General features: G+C 37.5%; 24 protein-coding genes and 1 pseudogene. All 25 read right to left on the bottom strand.

Annotated elements, in window-relative coordinates; genetic code table 11:
• Window positions 1-145 precede the first annotated feature (145 nt).
• The 25 genes and pseudogenes from L6469_RS01150 to ppdK all read right to left on the bottom strand — a co-directional run bounded on the left by L6469_RS01150 (window position 146) and on the right by ppdK (window position 21,441).
• Window positions 146-1,273 carry an alpha/beta hydrolase gene (locus tag L6469_RS01150; RefSeq protein WP_006282509.1) on the bottom strand — a complete coding sequence of 376 codons (1,128 nt, stop codon included), beginning with the start codon at window positions 1,271-1,273 and terminating at the stop codon, window positions 146-148.
• Window positions 1,270-1,527: a hypothetical protein gene (locus L6469_RS01145; protein WP_039870431.1), complete on the bottom strand. Its 258-nt coding sequence runs from the start codon at window positions 1,525-1,527 to the stop codon at window positions 1,270-1,272. The genes L6469_RS01150 and L6469_RS01145 overlap by 4 nt, the downstream gene beginning before the upstream one ends.
• Window positions 1,528-1,653: 126 nt before the next feature.
• Window positions 1,654-2,553: an AraC family transcriptional regulator gene (locus tag L6469_RS01140; protein WP_027454089.1), complete on the bottom strand. Its 900-nt coding sequence runs from the start codon at window positions 2,551-2,553 to the stop codon at window positions 1,654-1,656.
• Between the two features lie 394 nt (window positions 2,554-2,947).
• Complete coding sequence (locus L6469_RS01135) at window positions 2,948-3,364, bottom strand: hypothetical protein (protein ID WP_039870466.1); 417 nt, start codon at window positions 3,362-3,364, stop codon at window positions 2,948-2,950.
• Window positions 3,365-3,490: 126 nt separating this feature from the next.
• Window positions 3,491-4,186 (bottom strand): annotated as a pseudogene (locus tag L6469_RS01130) (ADP-ribosylglycohydrolase family protein); the annotation flags it as partial.
• 215 nt (window positions 4,187-4,401) lie between these two features.
• On the bottom strand, window positions 4,402-5,817 hold the full coding sequence (locus L6469_RS01125; RefSeq protein WP_081456331.1) for a DKNYY domain-containing protein: 1,416 nt from the start codon (window positions 5,815-5,817) through the stop codon (window positions 4,402-4,404).
• Between the two features lie 66 nt (window positions 5,818-5,883).
• On the bottom strand, window positions 5,884-6,414 hold the full coding sequence (locus tag L6469_RS01120; protein ID WP_074802928.1) for a hypothetical protein: 531 nt from the start codon (window positions 6,412-6,414) through the stop codon (window positions 5,884-5,886).
• A gap of 261 nt (window positions 6,415-6,675) precedes the next feature.
• On the bottom strand, window positions 6,676-7,506 hold the full coding sequence (locus L6469_RS01115) for a hypothetical protein (RefSeq protein WP_006282514.1): 831 nt from the start codon (window positions 7,504-7,506) through the stop codon (window positions 6,676-6,678).
• A 520-nt stretch (window positions 7,507-8,026) separates the two neighbouring features.
• Window positions 8,027-8,284 (bottom strand): hypothetical protein, encoded by a 258-nt coding sequence (locus tag L6469_RS01110; RefSeq protein WP_143067124.1) that lies wholly within the window; start codon window positions 8,282-8,284, stop codon window positions 8,027-8,029.
• 475 nt (window positions 8,285-8,759) lie between these two features.
• Window positions 8,760-9,236 (bottom strand): hypothetical protein, encoded by a 477-nt coding sequence (locus L6469_RS01105; RefSeq protein ID WP_006282516.1) that lies wholly within the window; start codon window positions 9,234-9,236, stop codon window positions 8,760-8,762.
• 2 nt (window positions 9,237-9,238) lie between these two features.
• A complete protein-coding gene (locus L6469_RS01100) occupies window positions 9,239-9,433 on the bottom strand; it encodes a toxin C-terminal domain-containing protein (RefSeq protein ID WP_006282517.1) in 195 nt (64 codons plus the stop codon).
• A gap of 44 nt (window positions 9,434-9,477) precedes the next feature.
• Complete coding sequence (locus L6469_RS01095; RefSeq protein ID WP_006282518.1) at window positions 9,478-9,993, bottom strand: hypothetical protein; 516 nt, start codon at window positions 9,991-9,993, stop codon at window positions 9,478-9,480.
• 192 nt (window positions 9,994-10,185) lie between these two features.
• On the bottom strand, window positions 10,186-10,491 hold the full coding sequence (locus L6469_RS01090) for a hypothetical protein (RefSeq protein WP_006282519.1): 306 nt from the start codon (window positions 10,489-10,491) through the stop codon (window positions 10,186-10,188).
• Window positions 10,492-10,549: 58 nt separating this feature from the next.
• Complete coding sequence (locus tag L6469_RS01085) at window positions 10,550-10,921, bottom strand: hypothetical protein (protein WP_039870443.1); 372 nt, start codon at window positions 10,919-10,921, stop codon at window positions 10,550-10,552.
• Window positions 10,922-11,602: 681 nt separating this feature from the next.
• A complete protein-coding gene (locus L6469_RS01080) occupies window positions 11,603-11,950 on the bottom strand; it encodes a hypothetical protein (protein ID WP_223918701.1) in 348 nt (115 codons plus the stop codon).
• A gap of 110 nt (window positions 11,951-12,060) precedes the next feature.
• Window positions 12,061-12,336 (bottom strand): hypothetical protein, encoded by a 276-nt coding sequence (locus tag L6469_RS01075; RefSeq protein WP_006282522.1) that lies wholly within the window; start codon window positions 12,334-12,336, stop codon window positions 12,061-12,063.
• 596 nt (window positions 12,337-12,932) lie between these two features.
• Window positions 12,933-14,102: a hypothetical protein gene (locus L6469_RS01070; protein ID WP_162091555.1), complete on the bottom strand. Its 1,170-nt coding sequence runs from the start codon at window positions 14,100-14,102 to the stop codon at window positions 12,933-12,935.
• 19 nt (window positions 14,103-14,121) lie between these two features.
• On the bottom strand, window positions 14,122-14,439 hold the full coding sequence (locus tag L6469_RS01065) for a hypothetical protein (RefSeq protein ID WP_039870445.1): 318 nt from the start codon (window positions 14,437-14,439) through the stop codon (window positions 14,122-14,124).
• Between the two features lie 160 nt (window positions 14,440-14,599).
• The gene (locus L6469_RS01060) at window positions 14,600-15,013 is read right to left on the bottom strand and encodes a nucleoside 2-deoxyribosyltransferase (protein ID WP_006282524.1); all 414 of its coding nucleotides are present in this window, start codon (window positions 15,011-15,013) and stop codon (window positions 14,600-14,602) included.
• A 28-nt stretch (window positions 15,014-15,041) separates the two neighbouring features.
• Window positions 15,042-15,743, bottom strand: coding sequence for a hypothetical protein (locus L6469_RS01055; RefSeq protein WP_006282525.1), 702 nt, complete (start codon window positions 15,741-15,743; stop codon window positions 15,042-15,044).
• A 22-nt stretch (window positions 15,744-15,765) separates the two neighbouring features.
• Window positions 15,766-16,257, bottom strand: a complete 492-nt coding sequence (locus L6469_RS01050; RefSeq protein ID WP_006282526.1) for a 3'-5' exonuclease — start codon at window positions 16,255-16,257, stop codon at window positions 15,766-15,768.
• A 13-nt stretch (window positions 16,258-16,270) separates the two neighbouring features.
• Window positions 16,271-16,813 carry a hypothetical protein gene (locus L6469_RS01045; protein WP_006282527.1) on the bottom strand — a complete coding sequence of 181 codons (543 nt, stop codon included), beginning with the start codon at window positions 16,811-16,813 and terminating at the stop codon, window positions 16,271-16,273.
• Window positions 16,814-16,828: 15 nt separating this feature from the next.
• Window positions 16,829-17,524, bottom strand: a complete 696-nt coding sequence (locus L6469_RS01040; RefSeq protein WP_006282528.1) for a hypothetical protein — start codon at window positions 17,522-17,524, stop codon at window positions 16,829-16,831.
• 12 nt (window positions 17,525-17,536) lie between these two features.
• Window positions 17,537-18,466, bottom strand: coding sequence for a WYL domain-containing protein (locus L6469_RS01035; protein WP_039870449.1), 930 nt, complete (start codon window positions 18,464-18,466; stop codon window positions 17,537-17,539).
• Window positions 18,467-18,720: 254 nt separating this feature from the next.
• Window positions 18,721-21,441: a pyruvate, phosphate dikinase gene (gene ppdK / locus L6469_RS01030; protein WP_237851103.1), complete on the bottom strand. Its 2,721-nt coding sequence runs from the start codon at window positions 21,439-21,441 to the stop codon at window positions 18,721-18,723.
• Window positions 21,442-21,572 lie beyond the last annotated feature (131 nt).

Raw genomic sequence — 21,572 nt, 5'->3', positions numbered from 1 at the left:
AAAAACATAGTGTTTATGCTATGAAAGCATAATGTTAGTCAGCTCAAATGTAAGTTTTAACCTATCATTAGCTATGGGGTTGTTGGAAAAAAGGGTAAAATGTAGCAACAAGATACCAAATAGTCAGTCCTAAATTCGTATCGTATCACTTTAAATTCTTGGTAAAAAAGGAGGCCAATTTATCCCAAGGAATAAGATTTTTTGGTTTACCCTTACCCTCCAAATCGGTATAGCCACCATCATAGAGATCACAATGAGAGGCACCAGGAACAATAAGCAATTCTTTATTATTAGGGTTAGGATTAGGCTTACCTACCACCTTGTACCCCTCAGCCTTGCCATCCACCATATAATGGTAAGCAGCCTCGCCCATATAACGAGAATGAGCTTTCTCACCATGCATCACGAGGACGGCAGAACGAATCTCATTAATATAATAGAGGAAACGAGCATTCGAGTAAGCTTGGATACCTATGGCACGCCAACCATCATTTGAGTTACCGCTACGCTTGTGATAGCCACGTGGCGTAATATAATAGTCGTAGTAATCTTTCACAAACTGGGGAGCGTCCTTCGGTAGAGGATTTACCACCCCCCCAGCCATTGCCATAGGGTCAATAAGACGCTGTCGGCTCACCGTCTCGCGCATATTGTTACGTGTCTCTTCTTTGTCCTCGCTATCGAAATAGCCATTGCCCGCAGTACGAGACAAGTCATACATGGTGCTAACCACTGTAGCCTTAATACGTGTATCCGCTGCTGCAGCATTGAGGGCAATACCTCCCCAACCACAGATACCTATAACGCCTATACGATCAGCATCAACAAAATCCTGTTTTGAAAGGAAATCAACAGCCGCCATAAAGTCTTCTGTATTGATATCTGGGGATGCTGTACGACGAGGTTCGCCGCTACTCTCCCCTGTATAGGAAGGGTCAAAAGCTAAAGCCACGAAACCGCGCTCTGCCATCTTCATGGCATAAAGTCCGCTAGACTGCTCCTTTGTAGCTCCAAAGGGACCACTAACAGCGATAGCTGCCAATTTACCCTCAACACCTTTAGGCGTATAAAGGTCTGCTGCCAAGATTAATCCATACTGAGTCTCAAATATCACCTTTTTATGATTCACGTTCTCACTCAAGGGAAAAACCTTGTCCCACTTTTGTGTTAATGCCAATTTTTGTTTCATACAGTTAACTGTAGTTTGATTTTTGCCAATGCAAGCTGCCTGCATCCCGCTAAGCAGCATTAATACCATCATTATCTTTTTCATTTGATATATTTTTTTCCATTGTTGATATACATTCCCCTTGCAGGCACCTGTTTCACCTCTGCACCATTCAGCGCATATCGTTTCCCTTTTTGGTCTGCTACAGAGACATTCTTAACGCCAGTAGTTTCAAGTACATATAGTTTTATACTGATGCGCCCCTGTCCGCCTTTCAGAAACGATTTTAGTTCGTCGATGGTGGAATATTCAATTCGTCCATTGACGCCATGGTCGAATAGCATACTTCCCTCGTTCATCAGCCCAAGATTATTTTTCTTGAGCCGTTCATTATCTATTCATTTAATTATAATGCAAATGTACAACGAAAAAAACGCAACCCTGTTATACGGATTGCGGATATATTTACCCAAATTAAGGTATCGTTATTTTTTTCGTTGCTCAGCATAAAACTGCGAAGGCGTCTGCCCTGTCATCTGTTTAAACAAACGGGTGAAATGGGTGGGATATTCAAAACCCAACTGCTCTGACACCTGTGTTACTTGCATACCACTGAGAAGAAGATTCTTAGCCTTCATCACTATGAAGCCGTGAATATAGTCCTTAGGACTCTCACCCAGAGCCTCACGTACGATGTCACCAAAATAGCCTGCAGAAAGGCACAGTTGACTGGCACAGTATCTCACACTTGGGAGTCCATCCTTCAATTGCCTACCCGTGTCGTAATAATTGATGAGCACCTGCTGAAATCGACTGAGGATATCACCTCCCTCTGTAGTCATCTCCTTGAACTGACGGATGTAAAAACGTCGGCAATAGTCGAGAATTAAGAGTATATAATCGCGAATAATGTCATCATGGACATCGTCGTTTCCATGCGCCTTTAGTTCCTCTCTCACATTAGCCATCAAACCTGACAACACATTCTTTTCTTGTTCTGTTAGAAATAAGGCCTCGTTGGCATTATAAGAGAAGAAATGATAATCTGCTAATCTGCGCTCTATCTCTGAACCTTGAATGAAGTGGGTATCAAACAGTAGAACCCACCCATTGTACTGCCGCCTCGTTCCATCATCGTGCTTACCACCAATCTGCCCAGGCGAGAGTGCCAATAATGAGCCACCAGCATCATGATATCGACCAATACCATAGGTGAGGTTCTCTGGAAACTCACTCTGTAAGAATAGTCCATAGACATTATAACGATTCAATGTATGACGAATCGCACCCAGTTCATCATAATGGATGACCGAAACATGCGGATGCCATACAGGAGCCCCGATATCACGGGCATAATCGTTGGCCTCGTTGATATATAAATCCATTTTTGTAGGCATATACCCTTTTTTAATAACTTTAATTCAGCAACACTTATATCTATTTTTCATAATTAGCACATGAGCATAACAAAATGTTATTTTGGATTTATCCACATTGCAGAATCCACCTATTTTAATACTGCAAAAGCCAAATAAGCGAATCTACAATAGACATAAGCAAAAATACAAATTAAATCAAAGAAACTCACTTTTTATGTAAACTAAGTTGCAAATTTAAGGAAAACATTTTTTTCATCTGTGCTTTTTATTTATAGGAGCTATACTCTATTTGACCAATATTTTATATTTCATTTTGCAAATTATATTATACAAAATATTTTGTGCAAATATACATATAACAAGATTTCTCATCAAGAGTTTAGTTCGAAGTTCAAGTTAACTATCTTGAAGTATTATCTTTCAGTATATTTACAAAAGATTCTGGCAAACAGATGTTATCAACATCTATAGCATCTTGGAACAACGGAGCTATTTCGCTATCTTTAAAACCAGCAATACCACAACCAATACGTGTAACATAAAAGAACAATTCGGTATGTTCCTTGGCAAAGTCTATAAACAAGTCAACATACGGCTTAATGGTTTCTACGCCACCCTGCATGGTTGGTATCGCATAGCTTTGACCTTGCAGTCCTACACCTTGCCCCCAAATAGCTCCGAATTTCTTCACGGCAGCTCTGGCAGCTCCACCTCCATGATGTCCATGAAGGTTGCTTCCAAAGACGAACACTTCATCTGCTTTCAACGAGGATATTGCATCAGGAGTATAATCAGGACGAACAGTATCATTATATATACGTACTCTCAATTGGACAAAACTCTCTCCACAATTCACATAATTATCCAATTCGTCATTTATTTCTAACATCCATTTCGGTAGCTTCGCTTTAGCATTCTTGATAAGTTCTTCGGGAATCTCACGATAGAATGCATATGCCATCGGACCAGCTATTGCAGCAAGGGTATCAGCATCACCACCTAAAGCGATTGCTCGTTTCAAACAGTCTACATAATCACTGCTTTCAAGGAAGCATATCAGCGCAGCAGGGATAGTCTGCTGACATGTCTCATCAAAACCATAGCCAGGCTTTATACCTGCATAAGTCAAACCAGACCAATTCGGGTAAAATTCATCCAAGACATGATGTCTGATGTAGTCTTTATCTTTTCCTTGCATACCATAATAAATGGCAAGGGCTGTCGCAACAGCTCCCTTGATACCTTCTGGGTGGTCATGCGTTGGTAGTGCAGTCTTTGTTGCCAAGTCAATGCACTCTTCTACACTTTTTGCCATAAAGCCGGCAGCAGAAACTCTCATACCACTTCCGTTACCGTAAGAATGGTAGGATGGCTGAATTTCTTTTGCAATAAGCCACTTCGCAAAACGTCCTCCAAATCCTCTGAACCAATCAGCTCGCCCTCTTAATCTAAGATTTGTAGCCATATCTAAATGATGTAAAAGTGCTTCTGCACAAGCAAAAGTGCAGACGGTATCATCTGTGTAGGTATTATCAAAGCCAAGCAAATCTACTTCAGCATACACTTTTGTTCTATGATCAAATTCATAGGGTTGTCCACTAATATCGCCAATAGCTGCACTAAGCAATAGATTATTCATGATATAATTTCCTTTCTTTTTTTTAATTCCAAACGAAATCCCTTTTGTTTTAATTCATTATAGCTTTGCTTGTTGTAAATACACAATACTTTTTGCAAACTTTGTACGCTAAGTTACAATTTTTCCCGCAAATACAGATAATTCGCCGTCTAAAATAACGGCTGATAATAGTATTTTCTATGTCATATTCATGTTTTTCTCTGATTTGGAATTACTTATTTGACAACCTGATATTTGCCTTGACGCAATTTTTCGATTCGTGGATTTGGGGTTCCCTCATAATATCGGCTCTTGTCGAAAGCAAATGATTTTTCAACAACAAAATCATAGCCACAAACAAATGAGGCAATATCAACATCAGACATCAACGAATCACGGTAATAGACATGGCTATCATCGTGCGAATAATCGGCATTCTTATTATTGTCTGATACATAATCCGCATTTACATAATGGGATGGAAATATCACAAATGTCTTTGGATTGGCTCCAGGCAGCAAACGATTTTCATAGTAAACATGCTTACTGTCGGCATACCAGTTACGAAATAGTTCTACCTTATGGATGGTCAGAAAGTCTGTACCTACAGGCATGGCCATCAGTTCTGGATTATATACCGTCTTTCCATCCGTATGAAATGCATTATATATTCCATCTTCCATATTTTTGTGCCTCAATGCGTTGAAGTTTCGTATTTTCGAACCGTAAGCCTCGTAATATACACGATGTCTGTCTTGACCATAGCGATATTGCCCCTTCAAAACAGCAAAAGACGCTGGGTCTGCTCCTTTTACTATATTGTTTTTGTAATAGACACACTTGGCATCAACTGCATAGAAACCATTTAAAGCCTTAAACGTGCGGGAATCTCCTACAGACACCGCTTTTTTATCTGCAAGGACATCAACATCGAGATAATAGACATAAAGACTATCTAAAGCCCAATTCTCATCTATCTGTCTGAAACTACCCATATCTGCTACATGGAGAGGCTGGTTCCCCATGTAGTAATCATGTGCGTCATGAGCAAGATTTGAAATGCCACCATTTGGTATAACAAAAGTGGTAGGCTCTGCACCCTCTATAATATTGTCATTGAACCATACATGGTGCATATCGGTTGCATAATGTTCGTTCAGGACTTTGAATGTACTTGGGTCGGCCCCTTCTAATATTTCGTAATCACAATATACATGATTAATGTCTATTGCGTACGCTTCGTTTAGGCGTTTATAAGTTGAAAAATCACAACCTTTAGGTTTCCTTTCGACGTATGCACTTGATGCAAGTGTTACAACAAATAGGAAGAAAACTGCCATGGGTATCAATGGGCACAAATAAAACAACCATGACTTTCCCACTTTTTTGGAAAGTTTAAACCACAACCTTATTAAGGGGAACAGATAGATAGGGTAAAGCCTGATAGTCAGTGTTGCACCCCAAAGGCAAATCTCGTCAATTGAAGATTGGCCTGATGTATCCCAGAAAAATATGGACACATAGAAACCTATTGGCCACAACAACAGCGTTAGAAGCATAAACCAGATAAAGATTTTCTGGAGTATCGTAGGCTGTTCTCCCAAAATACGAGCAGTCAGTCCTTTCGACTTATTTTCCTGTTCTATATACATTTCGTTTTATCATTTTGAGACTAAATTCCGATTTAGATGTTATTATCCTTTTCATTTATTTATCGTTCACAGATTAATAGGAAGTGCTATAATATCGTATGGATAGGAAATCCGCTTTACGCTATATGGCTCCACAATTCCAGGACAAGTTTCCTTTATCTGTTGATTACTAAAAATCTTAATGCCGCTGATGACAAAATTGTAATCACTATTGTCAAGTGAAGGAGTTATTTCTTTGTAAAGGATTATTGAGAAAGATTTACAAGGCTCTAAGCATTTGATGAAACAATCTTTTGTTGCACTAGGACGCCACCATTCCCCTACCATATTAGGGTCGGTTCCGATATCAAAAATGGAGAAATCACCCTTTCGCTTCATTAGATAATACTTTATGGCCTTTCGATAATCTTTACCATAGTCTTTTGGGTCATACCATATCCACAAGGTTTCGCTATTACTATTGTAAATAGTGACTATAATTTGTTGCACTTGGCAAGTATCATAGTTGACCACTATGGTATCTATTTTCGTGTCGAAAGCTAATGCAAATCGTGATGTTATCATCAATAACATTAATAGTAATCCTAATCTTTGCATGATATTTTTATTTTATGATATCTCTTCAACTGTCGTTAAAACATATACCGTTAATTTGCTATCAAAAATAACAATTTATAATTACTTTACGCTCATTATATATATTTTTTTACAAAACAACTTTTTTCAAACTTAATAAAAAGCTATATTAAATGACTTTTTTAAAAAAAAGTACCTATGTGTAAAGTACTTGCACTTCAAATCCGACTCATTCTGCACACTTTTACACATTTTCATAGTCACGAAAAAACATGAGAGATTTTATTTGTCTAACAGATATGGGAAACTCCAACCATCAATTCCAACAGCACGGAATTCGCCATTGATAAATGAAACTTTCCAAGGATGATATGCCTTCAACAGACCTTCCATTTCAGTTCCAAGTTGCTGATTATCGCTGGGGTTAAGAACTTTTACTTCACATTCTACAAGATTCCCTTGACTATTTACGCGAGCCTTATTGATACAGAACACGATGCGCTTAGCATTTGCCAGTTCAGGGTATTGTTCAACGTGTATCGGAAATAACCTTCGTAATTCAGCATTGTCCTTAACTTTATCAAAAGAAAAACCATCTATGACGTAATTGTGATATACCTTCTTTCCGGTAACTACTCCTTTGTCAATGCTAATAATTTGTTCGTCTTCATAGTTCCGCTCAAAACCTATATGCTGATAGTTAATCACTTTACCTTTAGCCACGCGAATATTTTTCGTCAGCCAACTGCCCACAATACAATCTCCTGCAACATGCTTCTTGAACACACGAAATAAGGTGGCAGCTGGAATGCAACTGCCCATGTAATCCTTGGTATCAGAGTCAGAGTGCACAGTTCGAATGCTGTCTAGATATAGCACATTTTGCTTGATACTCCAATAGCCAGTAAATCCATCCCAGTTGGATGTCAATATGGATCGTTCTGAGGGTAACACAGCTCTTAAATCGTGGTATAACAGAGAGTCTACACATATTGGTCTGCCTAACAACTCCCAACGGGTACCATCTATATATATTATGTCACCATCTTGGCCTGTTGCATTAACGGTAATTGCCAAAATCAAATATTGAATGAATAAAAGGACTCTCTTCATAATACAAATTACGATTAATTTAAAATTTCTGTTGCAATATACTAAAAAAAAACGAACCGTCAAATAAAACTACAAAATTTCGCTTATTACGCGACGTATTTGTCTCCAATATAGCAGCCTTGGCATCGGCTAACGGATACTGAGTATCAGTTTTTTACAGAGTTATGTAAAGTACTGTCACCTCTTTTTTAGACTCATTCTGCCTATTCTGCACGTTCGAAACGTGATTTTACAGCAGAACTTTTCCATCCAATGTTATTGTTCAATATTTGTTTTATACAAAATTGCTCAACATAAAATCTTACAATCATTTATCACTAACAAATTGCGTTTCTTATTTTTTGTGGTGTTATAGCCCCAAATATGACTAAAGAAGCATCTCAATTTCATACCTTCAACAAAAAAAGAATAGTTGCATTCTCCCTTTGTTTGGAACAAAGCCACATCTTTCTATGCATCCCACATATCATTCTACTGACCATTATAACAAACTTGTATTTTGTACATGATTTTTTCACTATTATTCATGAACTAAAGGATACGATGAACCATTGAATCCATGGATTGAATCGTTTTTGATAAGCAACTCATTATATTTGTCGTTGTATGAACTTGCATGAGAAACAGACAATTTATATTTGTTGCCACATAATCTGATATATGTTCCATGGACGACTCCTTCACTTCCTCCGTCAAAAATTCTATTTATATTGAATACATTAGTATCTTTATGTATATAAATTTGATATTCTCCATTAGGAGTGTCAAAATCGTACATAACATAGTGGTTATGGAGTTGGCAACTACTTGATATCTCAAAATTAACATATATAAGAAAAGGCAATATCATTGAATTAAGCAACATGGGGAATGCAAACCTTTTTAAGGGCTTCACTAGATTGAAAATACAAGATAATGCGACACCAGCAAAACAAATGAATACCGAGGTAAGAAGCATTGTCAGAGTATCCATAAAAGTTCCTGTCAGAAAATATAGCAGGACACATGCAATTACATCTGAAAAAAGTAGAATAAAAAAAAATCGTTTCATTCGATATTTGTGATAAGATACAATATAATATTTATACCGGATCATTGCGGTACTATTTGTCCATTCACAACTTTGTATTTACCTGCTAGTAATGACTGTACATATTGTATAAAATTCGTTATAGAATGTCCACTACTCCATTCGAATGATTTAAGTATCCAATCCCAAGAATATGATAAAAAAATACCTAAAAATCCGTGATTCACAGGTTCAAATAAAAAATATGGAAACCTCGATCATCATATAAATGACAAATAGCTACATCCTTATCATTCTCGAAGATAAAAATCATATCAAGACTAAGACTATCAGCTTTGCCCAGTTCATAACCGTAGTGTTTCTTTATCAAAGTACGGAAAAGGTTCACATCAAGACATTCATCAAAATAGATTTCTAGTAGACCTGGTTTTTTACATCCTCTCTTATAGTTTCTTATAAGCGAATAGTTGGAAATTCGATTCTTTCTGAGTATTTTCTGAATCACTTCGTATTCTTCCCAAAATAATATTATTACCTTTAATCTAGAAAAAGAAAACTCTTTCAATCTATTAAGTGCGAAATCAATCTTTCTATTGAATGATATCCACTGCAGGTCATACTCAGCCCATGCAATATTTCTTCGTACTTTCCTATATATAACTTTTTGTACGAAACTATAGTCAAGTGTATTGTAGTTCATAACTATTTCTTGAAAATATTTAAATTCTTATCAGCTGTTCCTATTCTATGAAGCTTACCACCATTCTTGACGAATACCTTCCAAACACCACCATTGTGTGATGTATTGTCAAAGGAATAGTATTTCCCGTTATATTCATAAACTTTCTCATTGTGACTCATAAATTCACGTGCTAACTTAAATCCTTTTGGGAGCATGGATTTTATGTATAAGGCTTTGCTTTTTCCACACTCTGCTTGTATTAATCTGTAACAAAACTAAAAGAATATACATACCACTTTTGTATTGATTCTTTCTTCCATCTGTTCTTTGTCTTTTGTAGTCCTGTAATATACTGTTTAACACGTTTCTTCTTGGATTCTGTATATTGATTAAATGGTAATACACAGCCTCTAACTTCTTTGATTTTTAATCTGGAGTCAAAAAGAATGAAGAAAAACGCCCTATAAGGGTAATCATCATCACCAGGTCCAGGCTTATAATACTCTTTCTTTAAGTAGTCCACCAATACATTTTCCCCATCTACAAATGTAATCTGTTTTAATTTTACATCATGCTTTTTTCCTTTCTTTGTACAATACGATATTGTAGAATCGTTTACTTGAGTATAAACACACCCGAATTCATCAAAAACATCCTCGTTATTCTGGCAATATATTTCAAGTTGCCATAGTATAATAAATGCAAGAAAACACAATACTTTTTTCATGCCATTATTACCTAAAAACTGTACCTGTTGGTGATTCCAAATAGTCATATCCCAATCGTCTCATTACGTTCCATTGTCTACCATATATATAGTCCGCGTTATTGGAATGGCTATGTGGCTGTCCTTTTAAAAATAGAATTACATGTCCGAATTCATGGGCAATTCCACAGGAGCGCTGATTTATATTTCCCATAGCATTAATGTTTATCCTAACGTTATTATTGGTAGATCTTTTATACTCTATTTTAGGTGCAAACTCCACGGAATAGTTCCATCTGTATACTCCATATTTGTTTCAGATATCCCCAACGAATCTAGAACTCTTTTATAATCATTTTCGTTCAAAAAATGCTGAATCATAAATTTAGGATAATTATAGTCTTTTATATTTCTCATTAAGTACCAGTTTTCTTTTTTCTGTTCGCTACATTTGATAATAATATATTTTTGATTCCAATAGACATCATGAACTGATCCGTTATGATTGATGGGATAAAATATGCCTTTTTCTCCTCCGTCATGATAAAGAAACGATTCTATTCCCATCTCGTTCGGAAGTAAGTAAAAGTGAGTATTACCTATTTGTTTGTATTGAGAAATGTCGCTAAAAAGAAATAGTGAGAAAAGAATAAATACTACAATTAACAATATTATTACTTTTTTGATTTCCATATGTAAAATTGATCGCCTTCGTATTTTCACCGATACTGTCTTGTCGGAGTATGTTACCTTCTGTATCATACAATGTTGCCAGACCTTTATTCATGTCAAAGTCCGCATAAAGGTTTACGCCATTAGTTGATTGTACTCCTACACGATATATGCTTGGAACAGACTCCCTATTTGCCTCGAGCATTTTAGAGTTATCGCCAAACATAGCGTATGGGCTTTGGGCATATACTTTTGTGCATATGCTCATAAGAAAGATCATCATTGTGATAATCTTTTGTGGTTCCAATGGATTAACTTTTCTCATATTCGTTATTCTTTGGCTTCGTTTTCAATATCCTTCAATGCTTTTTCCACACTCTGTTTATATTCCTCATCTGTTTGCTGGGAATAACCAGGACTATCTATTCTGATTATTAATACAATACTTTTTGCAAACTTTGCACGTAAAATTACAATTTTCCTACAATTACAAGCAAGTCGCCGTCTTAAATAATGTCAAAAAGCCGATTTTTACCTCATTCTAACATCAAAACGTTACCTTACCCTCTTTTTCTCTACCTTTCCGAGCTAATCGACACTATACAACAATAGCAAAAAAGAAGCGAGGCAAGTACCTGTTTTCCTAGCACTTGCCTCGTAATTCGCTAATTTTCAGCATCTTTCGATTATTCTTCTACTGCTGCCTGCGCGGTGGCTAACAGGTGTTGATTATCAGCGAGTTGCAGAGTTATTGTAAACTTCTGGCGACTCTTTTGCGACACGTTCTGCACGTTTTTACACGCTCATGGCAACGATAAACGCGTTTTTACGGCAGAAAAATCTCTTTCTATGTCATATTTCCTATTTTGGGTTTTACAATAAATTGCTCGACTTAGGTCTCACAATCGTTAACTGTAAATGTTTCATGTAATCTATAGAACTATAGCCCTCAAAAACACTCTGCAAACTTTGTTTGCAAAGTAAAAGTCTCTGCTTAGTAGTTTTCTCAAAATAGTGTTTCCCACCATGCAATATGATTGTCTGTTTGATTCATATCCGCTTCTGATATTTTTAATTGTTTCAAATATGTATAGTACTCTTCTTTATCTCGAAATCTATGAATATTGTTCATCTCACCATAATTTGGCTCAATACTATCCAAATTGATAATTACATACTCAATGATTTCAGGACTGTTACCATCAAAATTTTTCGAGATAACATATCTGTCATTCCAATAGATAGTCTTTGGGAAACCTGGAGTATTCTCACCACAATAACCAGAAGTTGCAATTGGTTTATAATACAAACCTACTAATGGCTTTCCGTCTTTTGAATCTGCTATCGTTTTCACAAGATAAAAGCGGGTGTTGCCAATCCTCCTACTATATGAAAAAAAATAATGATTCAAAAATAACAAAAAAGAACCAATAAATATCAGTAATAGGCATTTGTATAATGACTTCATCTTGTTGATCTCCATAAGTAAAATTGGTAGGTGTTTCCAAATTCTTTTTGCTGACTTCTTCTATGATTCCTAAGAAATGGCATATGATAATAACCAGAATATGCCCACTCAACGATAAACTCTGCTCTCTTCAGAGAATAAGGTTTCTTACCGTCAAACATCATCTGGAGTTCGTTAAGTCCATCAAGAAAGGCTTGGTCTTTTACCATATATGGAATAGTATCAAACGAGAGTTCCTCTCGGCACTCATAATATACGGTGTCGCTGCTCATTGCTGTTATCTTGCTTGTGACTAACAGAAAGAGTATGATTAGACTTATTATCTTATGTATATATAGTTTCACGAATTCTAGTGATGGATGATTCTGATTATTAATACAATACTTTTTGCAAACTTTGCACGTAAAATTACAATTTTCCTACAATTACAAGCAATTCGCTGTCTTAAATAACGTCAAAAAGCCGATTTTTACCTCATTCTAACATCAAAACGTTACCTTACCCTCTTTTCCCTACCTTTCGAACTAATCGACACTATACAACAATAGAAAAAAAAAGCGAGGCAAGAACCTGTTCATCAAGTCCTTGCCTCGTATTTTACTAATTTTCAGTTTCTATCGATTATTCCTCGACAGCAGCCTGCGCGGCTACTAACGGATGCAGGTTATCAGATGAACCGATTTATTCTCTCCCCTTCTCATTCCACTTTCCTTTTAACTGAAATTATCTGTGTTGTCTGTTTTTCTTTTCATCATACTCGCAAAAATTCATTTTTCCCAAATTGTACGAATTGTGGTGCAAAATAAACAAAGACCTCCACCAACTGGTGGCAGAGGCCAAAGGAAAGTGATGTTATTTTGAAAAATAATTATATCTTCTGGATTTCTTCTTTTAAATCTTTTATTTCCTTGCAAATACCTTCTATTATTTTGTTGTCATTATTACCAAATCGAGAAAACTTTTTTGTCCCAATCCAAACCTTTTCAGAAGTATTGTATCCCCGTCCTTTCAACATTTCTTTTAATTTATGGACTTCTTTATCTTGGTTGTTGTCATAACCCTTAGTATCATAGTCAATGTGCCTTATTGCTATATAACCTTTACCTTTATCTGTTATCGTTATTCCATATTTACCATTCAGCTTATACCTATGATTTCTTTCTTCATAGGCTTCAATGTTGCATTCTGATATTACTTTTTCTATGAGATTATTCAAATTCGAAATCTCTCCTTGTTTCTTCTTATTGTGGATCCTCTCTTCATATTCTTTGATCTGTTTAGCGCATTCTTTTTGTATCAATGCGATATCAATATGCTCATAATTATCTGAACTAATGAGGTATGGAATGACCGAAGCAACAAGATTCAGCTCTTCATTTGTTTTATATGCTGGGTGTGGGATACCAATACATAGTTTTCCATTAAGAACACCTACATAAATATTACCACAAACTTTCTTGTATTCGAACTGGATATTTTCTGACATTCTTGACAAATTAAAGAGTCTTTCAAAACAGTTCTTTCCACTAAGGAATATCAAATGTTTGGGATTTGTTATATTTATTAAATCAAGTGTATATGGAATTGTAATTTTTAATAAGGAATCGCTAATTCCATCAGCTTTTTTTGTACTGAAAAAAGATGCGTTCGTGACAATAATTTTACTATCATCTTCTATTATTTCATTCAAATTAGTCTGTGACAAGCATCTTTTCAAGCCTTTCCAATAGCCCCATTTTCTATGATTCTCCCATGACGAGGGTTTACCTTCTTCCCTGCAGTAATTACCTTTAAGCAAATGATTCTGGTCTTGATTATTATTGTACAAGTATGACCAGTTTTTATTTTCACATTGCTCCTTGTAAGTACCTCCACTACCCGGATTAATTCCAACAATCATCAATTCCGGTTCTTCTGAAATCAGAGAAAGATCAGATTGGGTATAATATGCTAGATTTACCTCCTTACGAGTCGCAATTTCATGATACTCTCTGACGGTTTTTTCTGCCCATTTTACAATTTCTTCTTGAACGTTCATAACTTTGTCGGGATTATAATTAGAATACATCTGTTTGGTAGATTTGTTTCACAGTTATCTCATCTTTATCTAACTGGTAGAGGCCAGAAGGCAAATCATCTTGGATTACCTCTCGCTCATAATAATCCATATCCTCATCTACTAAGACTTTTTTATAATAATTCTGCTCGTCTTGTTCAATTCTACCAGTAAAACATTGGGGAATCTCAAAAGACTCGCCATCATTTACTTCTATGTGATAAGCTTCCAAACCTTGTTGTTCTAAAAGTTCTTCCTCATTGGTATCATTATAGTCAAGACCATAATCTTCGCAAATACTTTCAATGGTTGGCATCATTAATACAAACATAACAATAAAAATTAAAAGTTAAACATTTTACAATATTTCTCTTGCTATCCAAGTACTAGCTTCTGCATCTGGGAGGGCGTTATTCATTCCTCTGATACATAATAATGTCCCGTATTCTGAACACCGTCAAAATCACGGAAGATTATCTTCATGTATCATACTCCTTTTGTAATATGCTGTCTATTATAGGATATATTTCAGTTTCATCCTCATAGGGATGGATGTTATAGAAACTATTTCCAGCCAGCATTGCCGAGAGGCTTGTTCTATTCTTGTTGTAGAAGATATGACAAGGTATCTGGAAACGCTCAGCGTATGCCAGTTCATAACCAACTCCCAGAGACGGACAAGTACATTCTGCTATCAGCACATCACTTTCACGTAGCCAATTAGTATCTTGGTTGTATATATCTGTTACAGTTTGCCCCTCTTCTGACAAATTGAGGTTGCCAACATGTTCTGTCAGCACAATGTCAGTCTTCTGAATGTATTTAATCAGGCGTTCATATAAGTTAGCATCAATACGTCCGCCTCGAATTGAACCTGCAAAATATACTTTCATAATGATGATAATGGTATTTATGTTGTTATCATATTAATCCAAGTTTTCTCAAATGCTCTTTTATTTCATCAGTTATATGCTCTAAGAGAGAATAATCAAAAAGAAAACTTAACTGCCGAGTGTGTATCACCAATTTTTCTCCATTGTCACTATGATGTGTATAAAACCAATGTCCACGAGTTTTTTCTTTATGCTCTCCCCTTTCTTTGCCGTCAAATTTTACGCCGAAGGTGTTATTTATTAAAAATCCACTTTCTTTGTCGTTTGAAATAAAATTGTTACATGCTAAGATTATAACAGGAAAACTATTTATAAACTCAGAATCTTTGAAGAAACAAAGTCGTTTGTCTATGTTATTTCTAGTTTCTGCATCAAGAACAGCTTTTGGACGAAAGATTGTATTAATTTCTGTAGTAAAGGCGTACTTTTCAAAATCAAACAGTGCAGGATTGAATACTTTTTGTGGACGATAGACATTTTCAATCAGCATTTGATAATTGCACCATGTAGGATTTTTGGAGTCACGAGGGGCTTCCCCAAATCCACTTCTACAAATATTCTCCTGTTCCAACAATCTCCTTGTTATTTCTTCTTCATCAGAAATAAAATAATCATTATGCGGTTCTTTGCCTATGATTAAAATATCAGCGTTGGGATTGCCTTGGCCACACCATTCTTTTCGATTTTTACAATCCTCCAAGAACTTTTCAAATAATACTTCCCTATCCATATTGTGTATTGAATTTCGTTTTTTACAATATTTCTCTTGCAATCCATGCACAAGCCTCTGCATCAGCAAGTGCGTGGTGATGATCCTCTAAACAGTAGCCACAAGCTGCAGCTACAGTCTGAAGTTGGTGATTTTCTAAATCAGGAAGTACTCGCCGTGAAACACAAAGAGTGTCGTAGAACTCATAATCAGGATAGTCCATCTGATATACACGGAATACGGCCTTCAAACAACCTTCGTCAAAAGGCTTGTTATGAGCAACGAGTGGCAAGTTCTCTATCAGAGGCTCTATCTGAGCCCATACTTTTGGAAAAACTGGTGCATCGTCAGTATCTTCATGACAGAGACCATGAACCTGAGAACACCAATAATTATAATAATTCGGCTCTGGCTGAATAAGAGAGTAGAACGAATCAACAATCTCGCCATTGCGCACAATGACAATACCTACAGAGCATACGCTGCTGCGCTCATTGTTAGCCGTCTCAAAATCTATTGATACAAAATCTTGCATATCTTCAATAACATCAATACAATAAATCTGTTATCTTTTCCCATTTGTCCCGTGAGGTTTCTGACAACGTACTCTTATACTCCGGATGTTGTTTCTTGGCATTCGGTTTTGATGCAGCAGATGAATTACCTTCCAACCAATCCACCTCAATGCCAATCATTGGTTTGCTTTTCAATTGGCGGTTCCATCCATTCGCGTACCAATCGCAACTGGTCTTAATTAACTCAATGGTTTCTTCTTTTGTCAAAATATAGAAATCCATTGTTTTTAATTCATCATCAGTCTTGACGAAAATCCATGGACCGATGACCTTATGCTCCAAATCTGGTATTGTCCCATCCAATTCTGAAGTTAATCCGGTCAAAATGTTATGGGTTTTGCCTAACTTCACCTGAATCATTACGCTTTTGCCCGTCTTGCGATTCATGCATATCAAGTCTGCATTTTCATAGTTGTTACGAAAATCATTTAGGTTGATTACTTCTATGCCGTGCTTCAGAAGCTCTAACTCTGCAGCTTTTTCACCAATTCGCCCATAGTCCAATTTTTGTTCCATAATATATATGTTTTGTTATCTCCAATCATATTCTGCTCCCAATGTCTCAAGACCTTGATATTTCCATGGTTCTTGGTCGAAGTTGGGAGTAAATTTTGCCATTAAGATTTTCTGCTTTTTTTCTTCTTCTGTATCTCTCCACCCATTAAAGCCCATGACACGCTGGTTGACACCAACGAAATCACTTACATCCAATTGGAAGAACACTGTACCTACACGTGTCATGTGATAATTTTGGTGTAGACATTCTTCCAAAGACCAGTTGTGGTTGTCAAGGATGAAACAATACTCGCCTTTCCCTTCTTCTCGGCTCCATGCTCCAACAGCAAAATACTCGGTAGGTTCATCCTTTTTCTCCAACTTTATGACATCTCCAGTATAGATACCTTCTCCATTGTCATCGGAAAAGTCTGTAAGGACACCGGCAAATAAAACTCTGCGAGCATAGCCGCGCCCTTTGCATTCATCACCAAAAACGTCCTCTACAACGTTCTGGTTATGGTCTTCCGCATATTTTTCGTCCTGCTCCCAAACATAGATGTCATCGCCAAAGAAGAAGAAATTTCCGAAATAGGTATAACCGAATTTCTTGTTGGTTGCTACATAGCGGACTTTTATGCCTGGCAAGAATCTGTTTGTGCCCGAACCAATGTCATGACTATATTTTTGACAAAGATGTTTTAAGGTTAGGTCACTGATTGTCATGCTCATAATAATTGTTTTTTACTTGTTATACTTGTTCCACATTCTCTTTATCTTACCAGCAAGTTCCTTCCGAAGCCATTCGGGTTCGAGAACTTCTATATCCTCACCGTTCCAGAGGATTTCCTGTATGAAGTCGAAGGAGGGGCGGAGGTTGAGGATGAAGATGCTATATTCCTCATTGCGTTCTATCTCTTCCTGCGACTCATGCATCTTCAAGTCACGGATATAATTGGCCTGACCTGCCACAACTTTCAGTTTGACGGTCTGCGGCTTTATACTTCGGTCAGCAATAATACCGAAACAATCTTCAAAGAAATCCTCTGCCGACCAGTCCTTTGGCATTTCAAAAGTCTCGTCTGTTGCATGAAGATATTCAATTCGGTCAAGAGAATAGATGAACGGTCCATTTTTATAATAATATGGATCTGTGCTTCGTGCCACCATATACCAACGCTGACGGAACAACTTAACACAGTATGGCTGTATATCGAAATTGTTCTCCTCATCTTTCCAATAACTGTGATAGGTCATGTTCAACACATGATTTTCCTTCATAGCCTCAATGATGGGCTGAAGGTAGTCCTGACCAGACGGCACGTATTCCAGAATGATGCGGTCTTTGATGCTCTGACTGTTGGCTAAGGCATTGCTCACACAGAAAGTGTTGTATAGCCAGGAACGAAGTCCGTTTTTACTTATGTCTTCCTCATTTTCGATATAGTAGCGGTATTCTCCACGGTTCTCATTGACGATGTTGATGAGGAACATATCCCAAATGACATGACGCCAGTTGTCGAAGGTACGTTTGGGTATATCCACTCCTCTGCTGATGTCATCACGAAGCCATAGCTCGTTCAGTTCTTTAAACGAGATCTTACGTCTGCGATAGATGGTCTCTATCACCCAGACGTATTTGGTTATCAAACTTTGTCCTCTATCGTTGTCCATATTTCTACGATTTTTTTGCAAAAGTATGACAAAGGTGCGCCAAACTGCGGCAGAGGTTTTACAAAAAAACAGTGATTAACGTCGCAGATTCTGCGATAAAAATACTAAATTAATGTCGAATAGCCAAACAAATCTGCAAATTATCGCAAATTATGCAACGTTTTTGGTCAGTAATCGTCGGAAGCTTTCTTCCGAAGACTAAAAAAGGACCTGCCCAAACGGACAGGTCCTTTTCATTATATCAGAGAGTTTAATTACTCCTCGACGGCTGCCTGTGCGGCGGCTAGACGTGCGATTGGCACACGGAATGGAGAACAACTTACATAGTTCAAGCCTGCACGATGACAGAACTTAACAAAAGATGGCTCACCACCATGCTCACCACAAATACCACACTTCAAGTTAGGATTTGCATTACGTCCCTTCTCTACTGCAGTTTCAATCAACTGACCAACACCTTCCTGATCGAGAACCTGGAATGGATCGTGCTCCAAAATCTTACCATCGATATAAGTATTCAAAATAGAAGCAACGTCATCACGGCTATAACCAAATGTCATCTGAGTCAAGTCGTTTGTACCGAAGCTAAAGTAATCAGCATACTTCGCAATCTTATCAGCAGTAAGAGCTGCACGTGGAATTTCAATCATAGTACCGAGTTTGAACTCGACTTCTACGCCTTCTTCTTCGAAAAGTGCTTTTGCTGTAGCCTTAATAACCTTCTGCTGAGATTCAAGCTCCTTGAATGTACCTACTAATGGAACCATAATCTCTGGCTTTGGATTAAAGCCTTCCTTCTTCAACTGAATAGCAGCACCGAGGATAGCCTTAGTCTGCATAGCAGTAATCTCTGGGTATGTAATACCAAGACGGCAACCACGGAGACCGAGCATAGGGTTAGACTCCTGAAGAGCCTTAACACGTGCCTGAATGAACTCCAAGCTCTTACCCATTTCATCAGCCATAGTCTGCTGACCTTTCAAATCATGAGGAACAAATTCGTGCAAAGGTGGGTCCAAAAGACGGATGTTAACATCCTTACCATCCATACACTTCAAAATGCCATAGAAGTCCTGCTTCTGAAGTGGAAGAAGTTTTGCAAGAGCTACTTCACGACCTTCTTTACTATCAGAAAGAATCATCTCACGCATAGCCTTGATCTTATCCTTCTCAAAGAACATATGCTCTGTACGACAAAGGCCGATACCTACAGCACCGAAGTTAGCAGCAACCTCTGCGTCATGTGGAGTATCTGCGTTGGTACGAACAACCATCTTAGTATACTTGTCGCAAAGTGACATCAACTCAGCGAAGTCACCTGTTACCTCAGCTGCTTTTGTCTTAACTTCACCCTCAAGAACCTGACCTGTAGAACCGTTCAAAGAGATGTAATCACCCTCTTTGAAAGTCTTACCATTAACAGATACTGTACGAGCCTTATAATCGATTACCAATTCACCTGCACCTGATACACAGCACTTACCCATACCACGAGCAACAACAGCTGCGTGAGATGTCATACCACCACGTGCAGTAAGAATACCTTCTGCAGCAGTCATACCTGCAAGGTCCTCAGGAGAAGTTTCAATACGAACCATAACTACATTCTTACCATCAGCATGCCACTTAGCAGCATCTTCTGCAAAGAATACAATCTGACCACAAGCTGCACCTGGAGATGCTGGTAGACCCTGTGTAAGAACTTTAGCATTCTTCAAAGCTGCCTTATCGAATACTGGGTGGAGAAGTTCATCCAACTTCTGAGCCTCACAACGCTCAATAGCTGTTTTTTCATCAATCTCACCTTCGTGGAGAAGATCCATAGCAATCTTAACCATTGCAGTACCTGTACGCTTACCGTTACGTGTCTGAAGGAACCAAAGTTTACCTTCTTGTACAGTGAACTCCATATCCTGCATGTCATGATAATGCTTCTCCAATTTATCCTGAATACCATTAAGTTCTGCATATACCTCAGGCATAGCCTCCTCCAAAGAAGGATATTCAGAAGCACGAGTAGCTTCATCAATACCAGCAAGTTTAGCCCAACGACGTGAACCTTCAACTGTAATCTGTTGTGGTGTACGAATACCAGCTACAACATCCTCACCCTGGGCATTAATCAACCATTCACCATTAAAGATATTCTCACCAGTAGCAGCATCACGGCTGAAACATACACCAGTAGCAGATGTTTCGCCCATGTTACCGAATACCATAGCCATTACTGAAACAGCTGTACCCCATTCTTGAGGAATATCATTAAGTTTACGATAGAGAATAGCACGCTCATTCATCCAACTATCGAATACAGCACAAATAGCTCCCCACAACTGATCTTCAGGATTCTCTGGGAAGTCGTGACCTGTCTGATCCTTGATAGCCTTCTTGAAAAGAACAACAAGCTGCTTTAACTCATCAACATTCATCTCATTATCAAGAGAAATACCACGCTGAGCCTTAACCTGCTCGATGATAGCTTCGAATGGATCAATATCTTCCTTGTTAACTGGTTTCATACCAAGTACAACATCACCATACATCTGTACAAAACGACGATAGCTATCATAAGCGAAGCGCTCATTACCAGTCTTTCTTGCTACACCCTCAACAACAACATCATTCAAACCAAGGTTAAGAATTGTATCCATCATACCTGGCATAGAAGCGCGAGCACCAGAGCGAACAGAGAGGAGAAGAGCATTTTCAGGATCACCGAACTTCTTGCCCATGATATCCTCAATCTGCTTCATAGCCTTTGTGACATCATCCTTCAACAAAGCTACAACGTTTTCTTTTCCCTTTTCATAATACTCAGAACAAACTTCAGTAGTAATTGTGAAACCAGGAGGAACTGGAACACCGATAAGGTTCATTTCAGCCAAATTGGCACCCTTACCACCAAGCAGATTTCTCATATCTGCTCTACCTTCAGCCTTACCATTACCGAAGGTATAAACTCTTTTTTCACTCATAGTTGATATTAAATATATTCAAAAATTATTGATCATAACTACTTTTCTCTTGCAAATATAAAAAAAACCCATCGTTCAAACAAACTTTTACGTAAAAAATTACGGAACGTTTTTTTGATTTCAATTGTTAT

The sequence above is a fragment of the Segatella baroniae B14 genome (assembly GCF_022024235.1).
Taxonomy (GTDB): Bacteria; Bacteroidota; Bacteroidia; order Bacteroidales; family Bacteroidaceae; genus Prevotella; species Prevotella bryantii.
The sequence above is the reverse complement of the archived record's forward strand: the minus strand, read 5'-3'. Positions and strand labels throughout refer to the sequence as shown.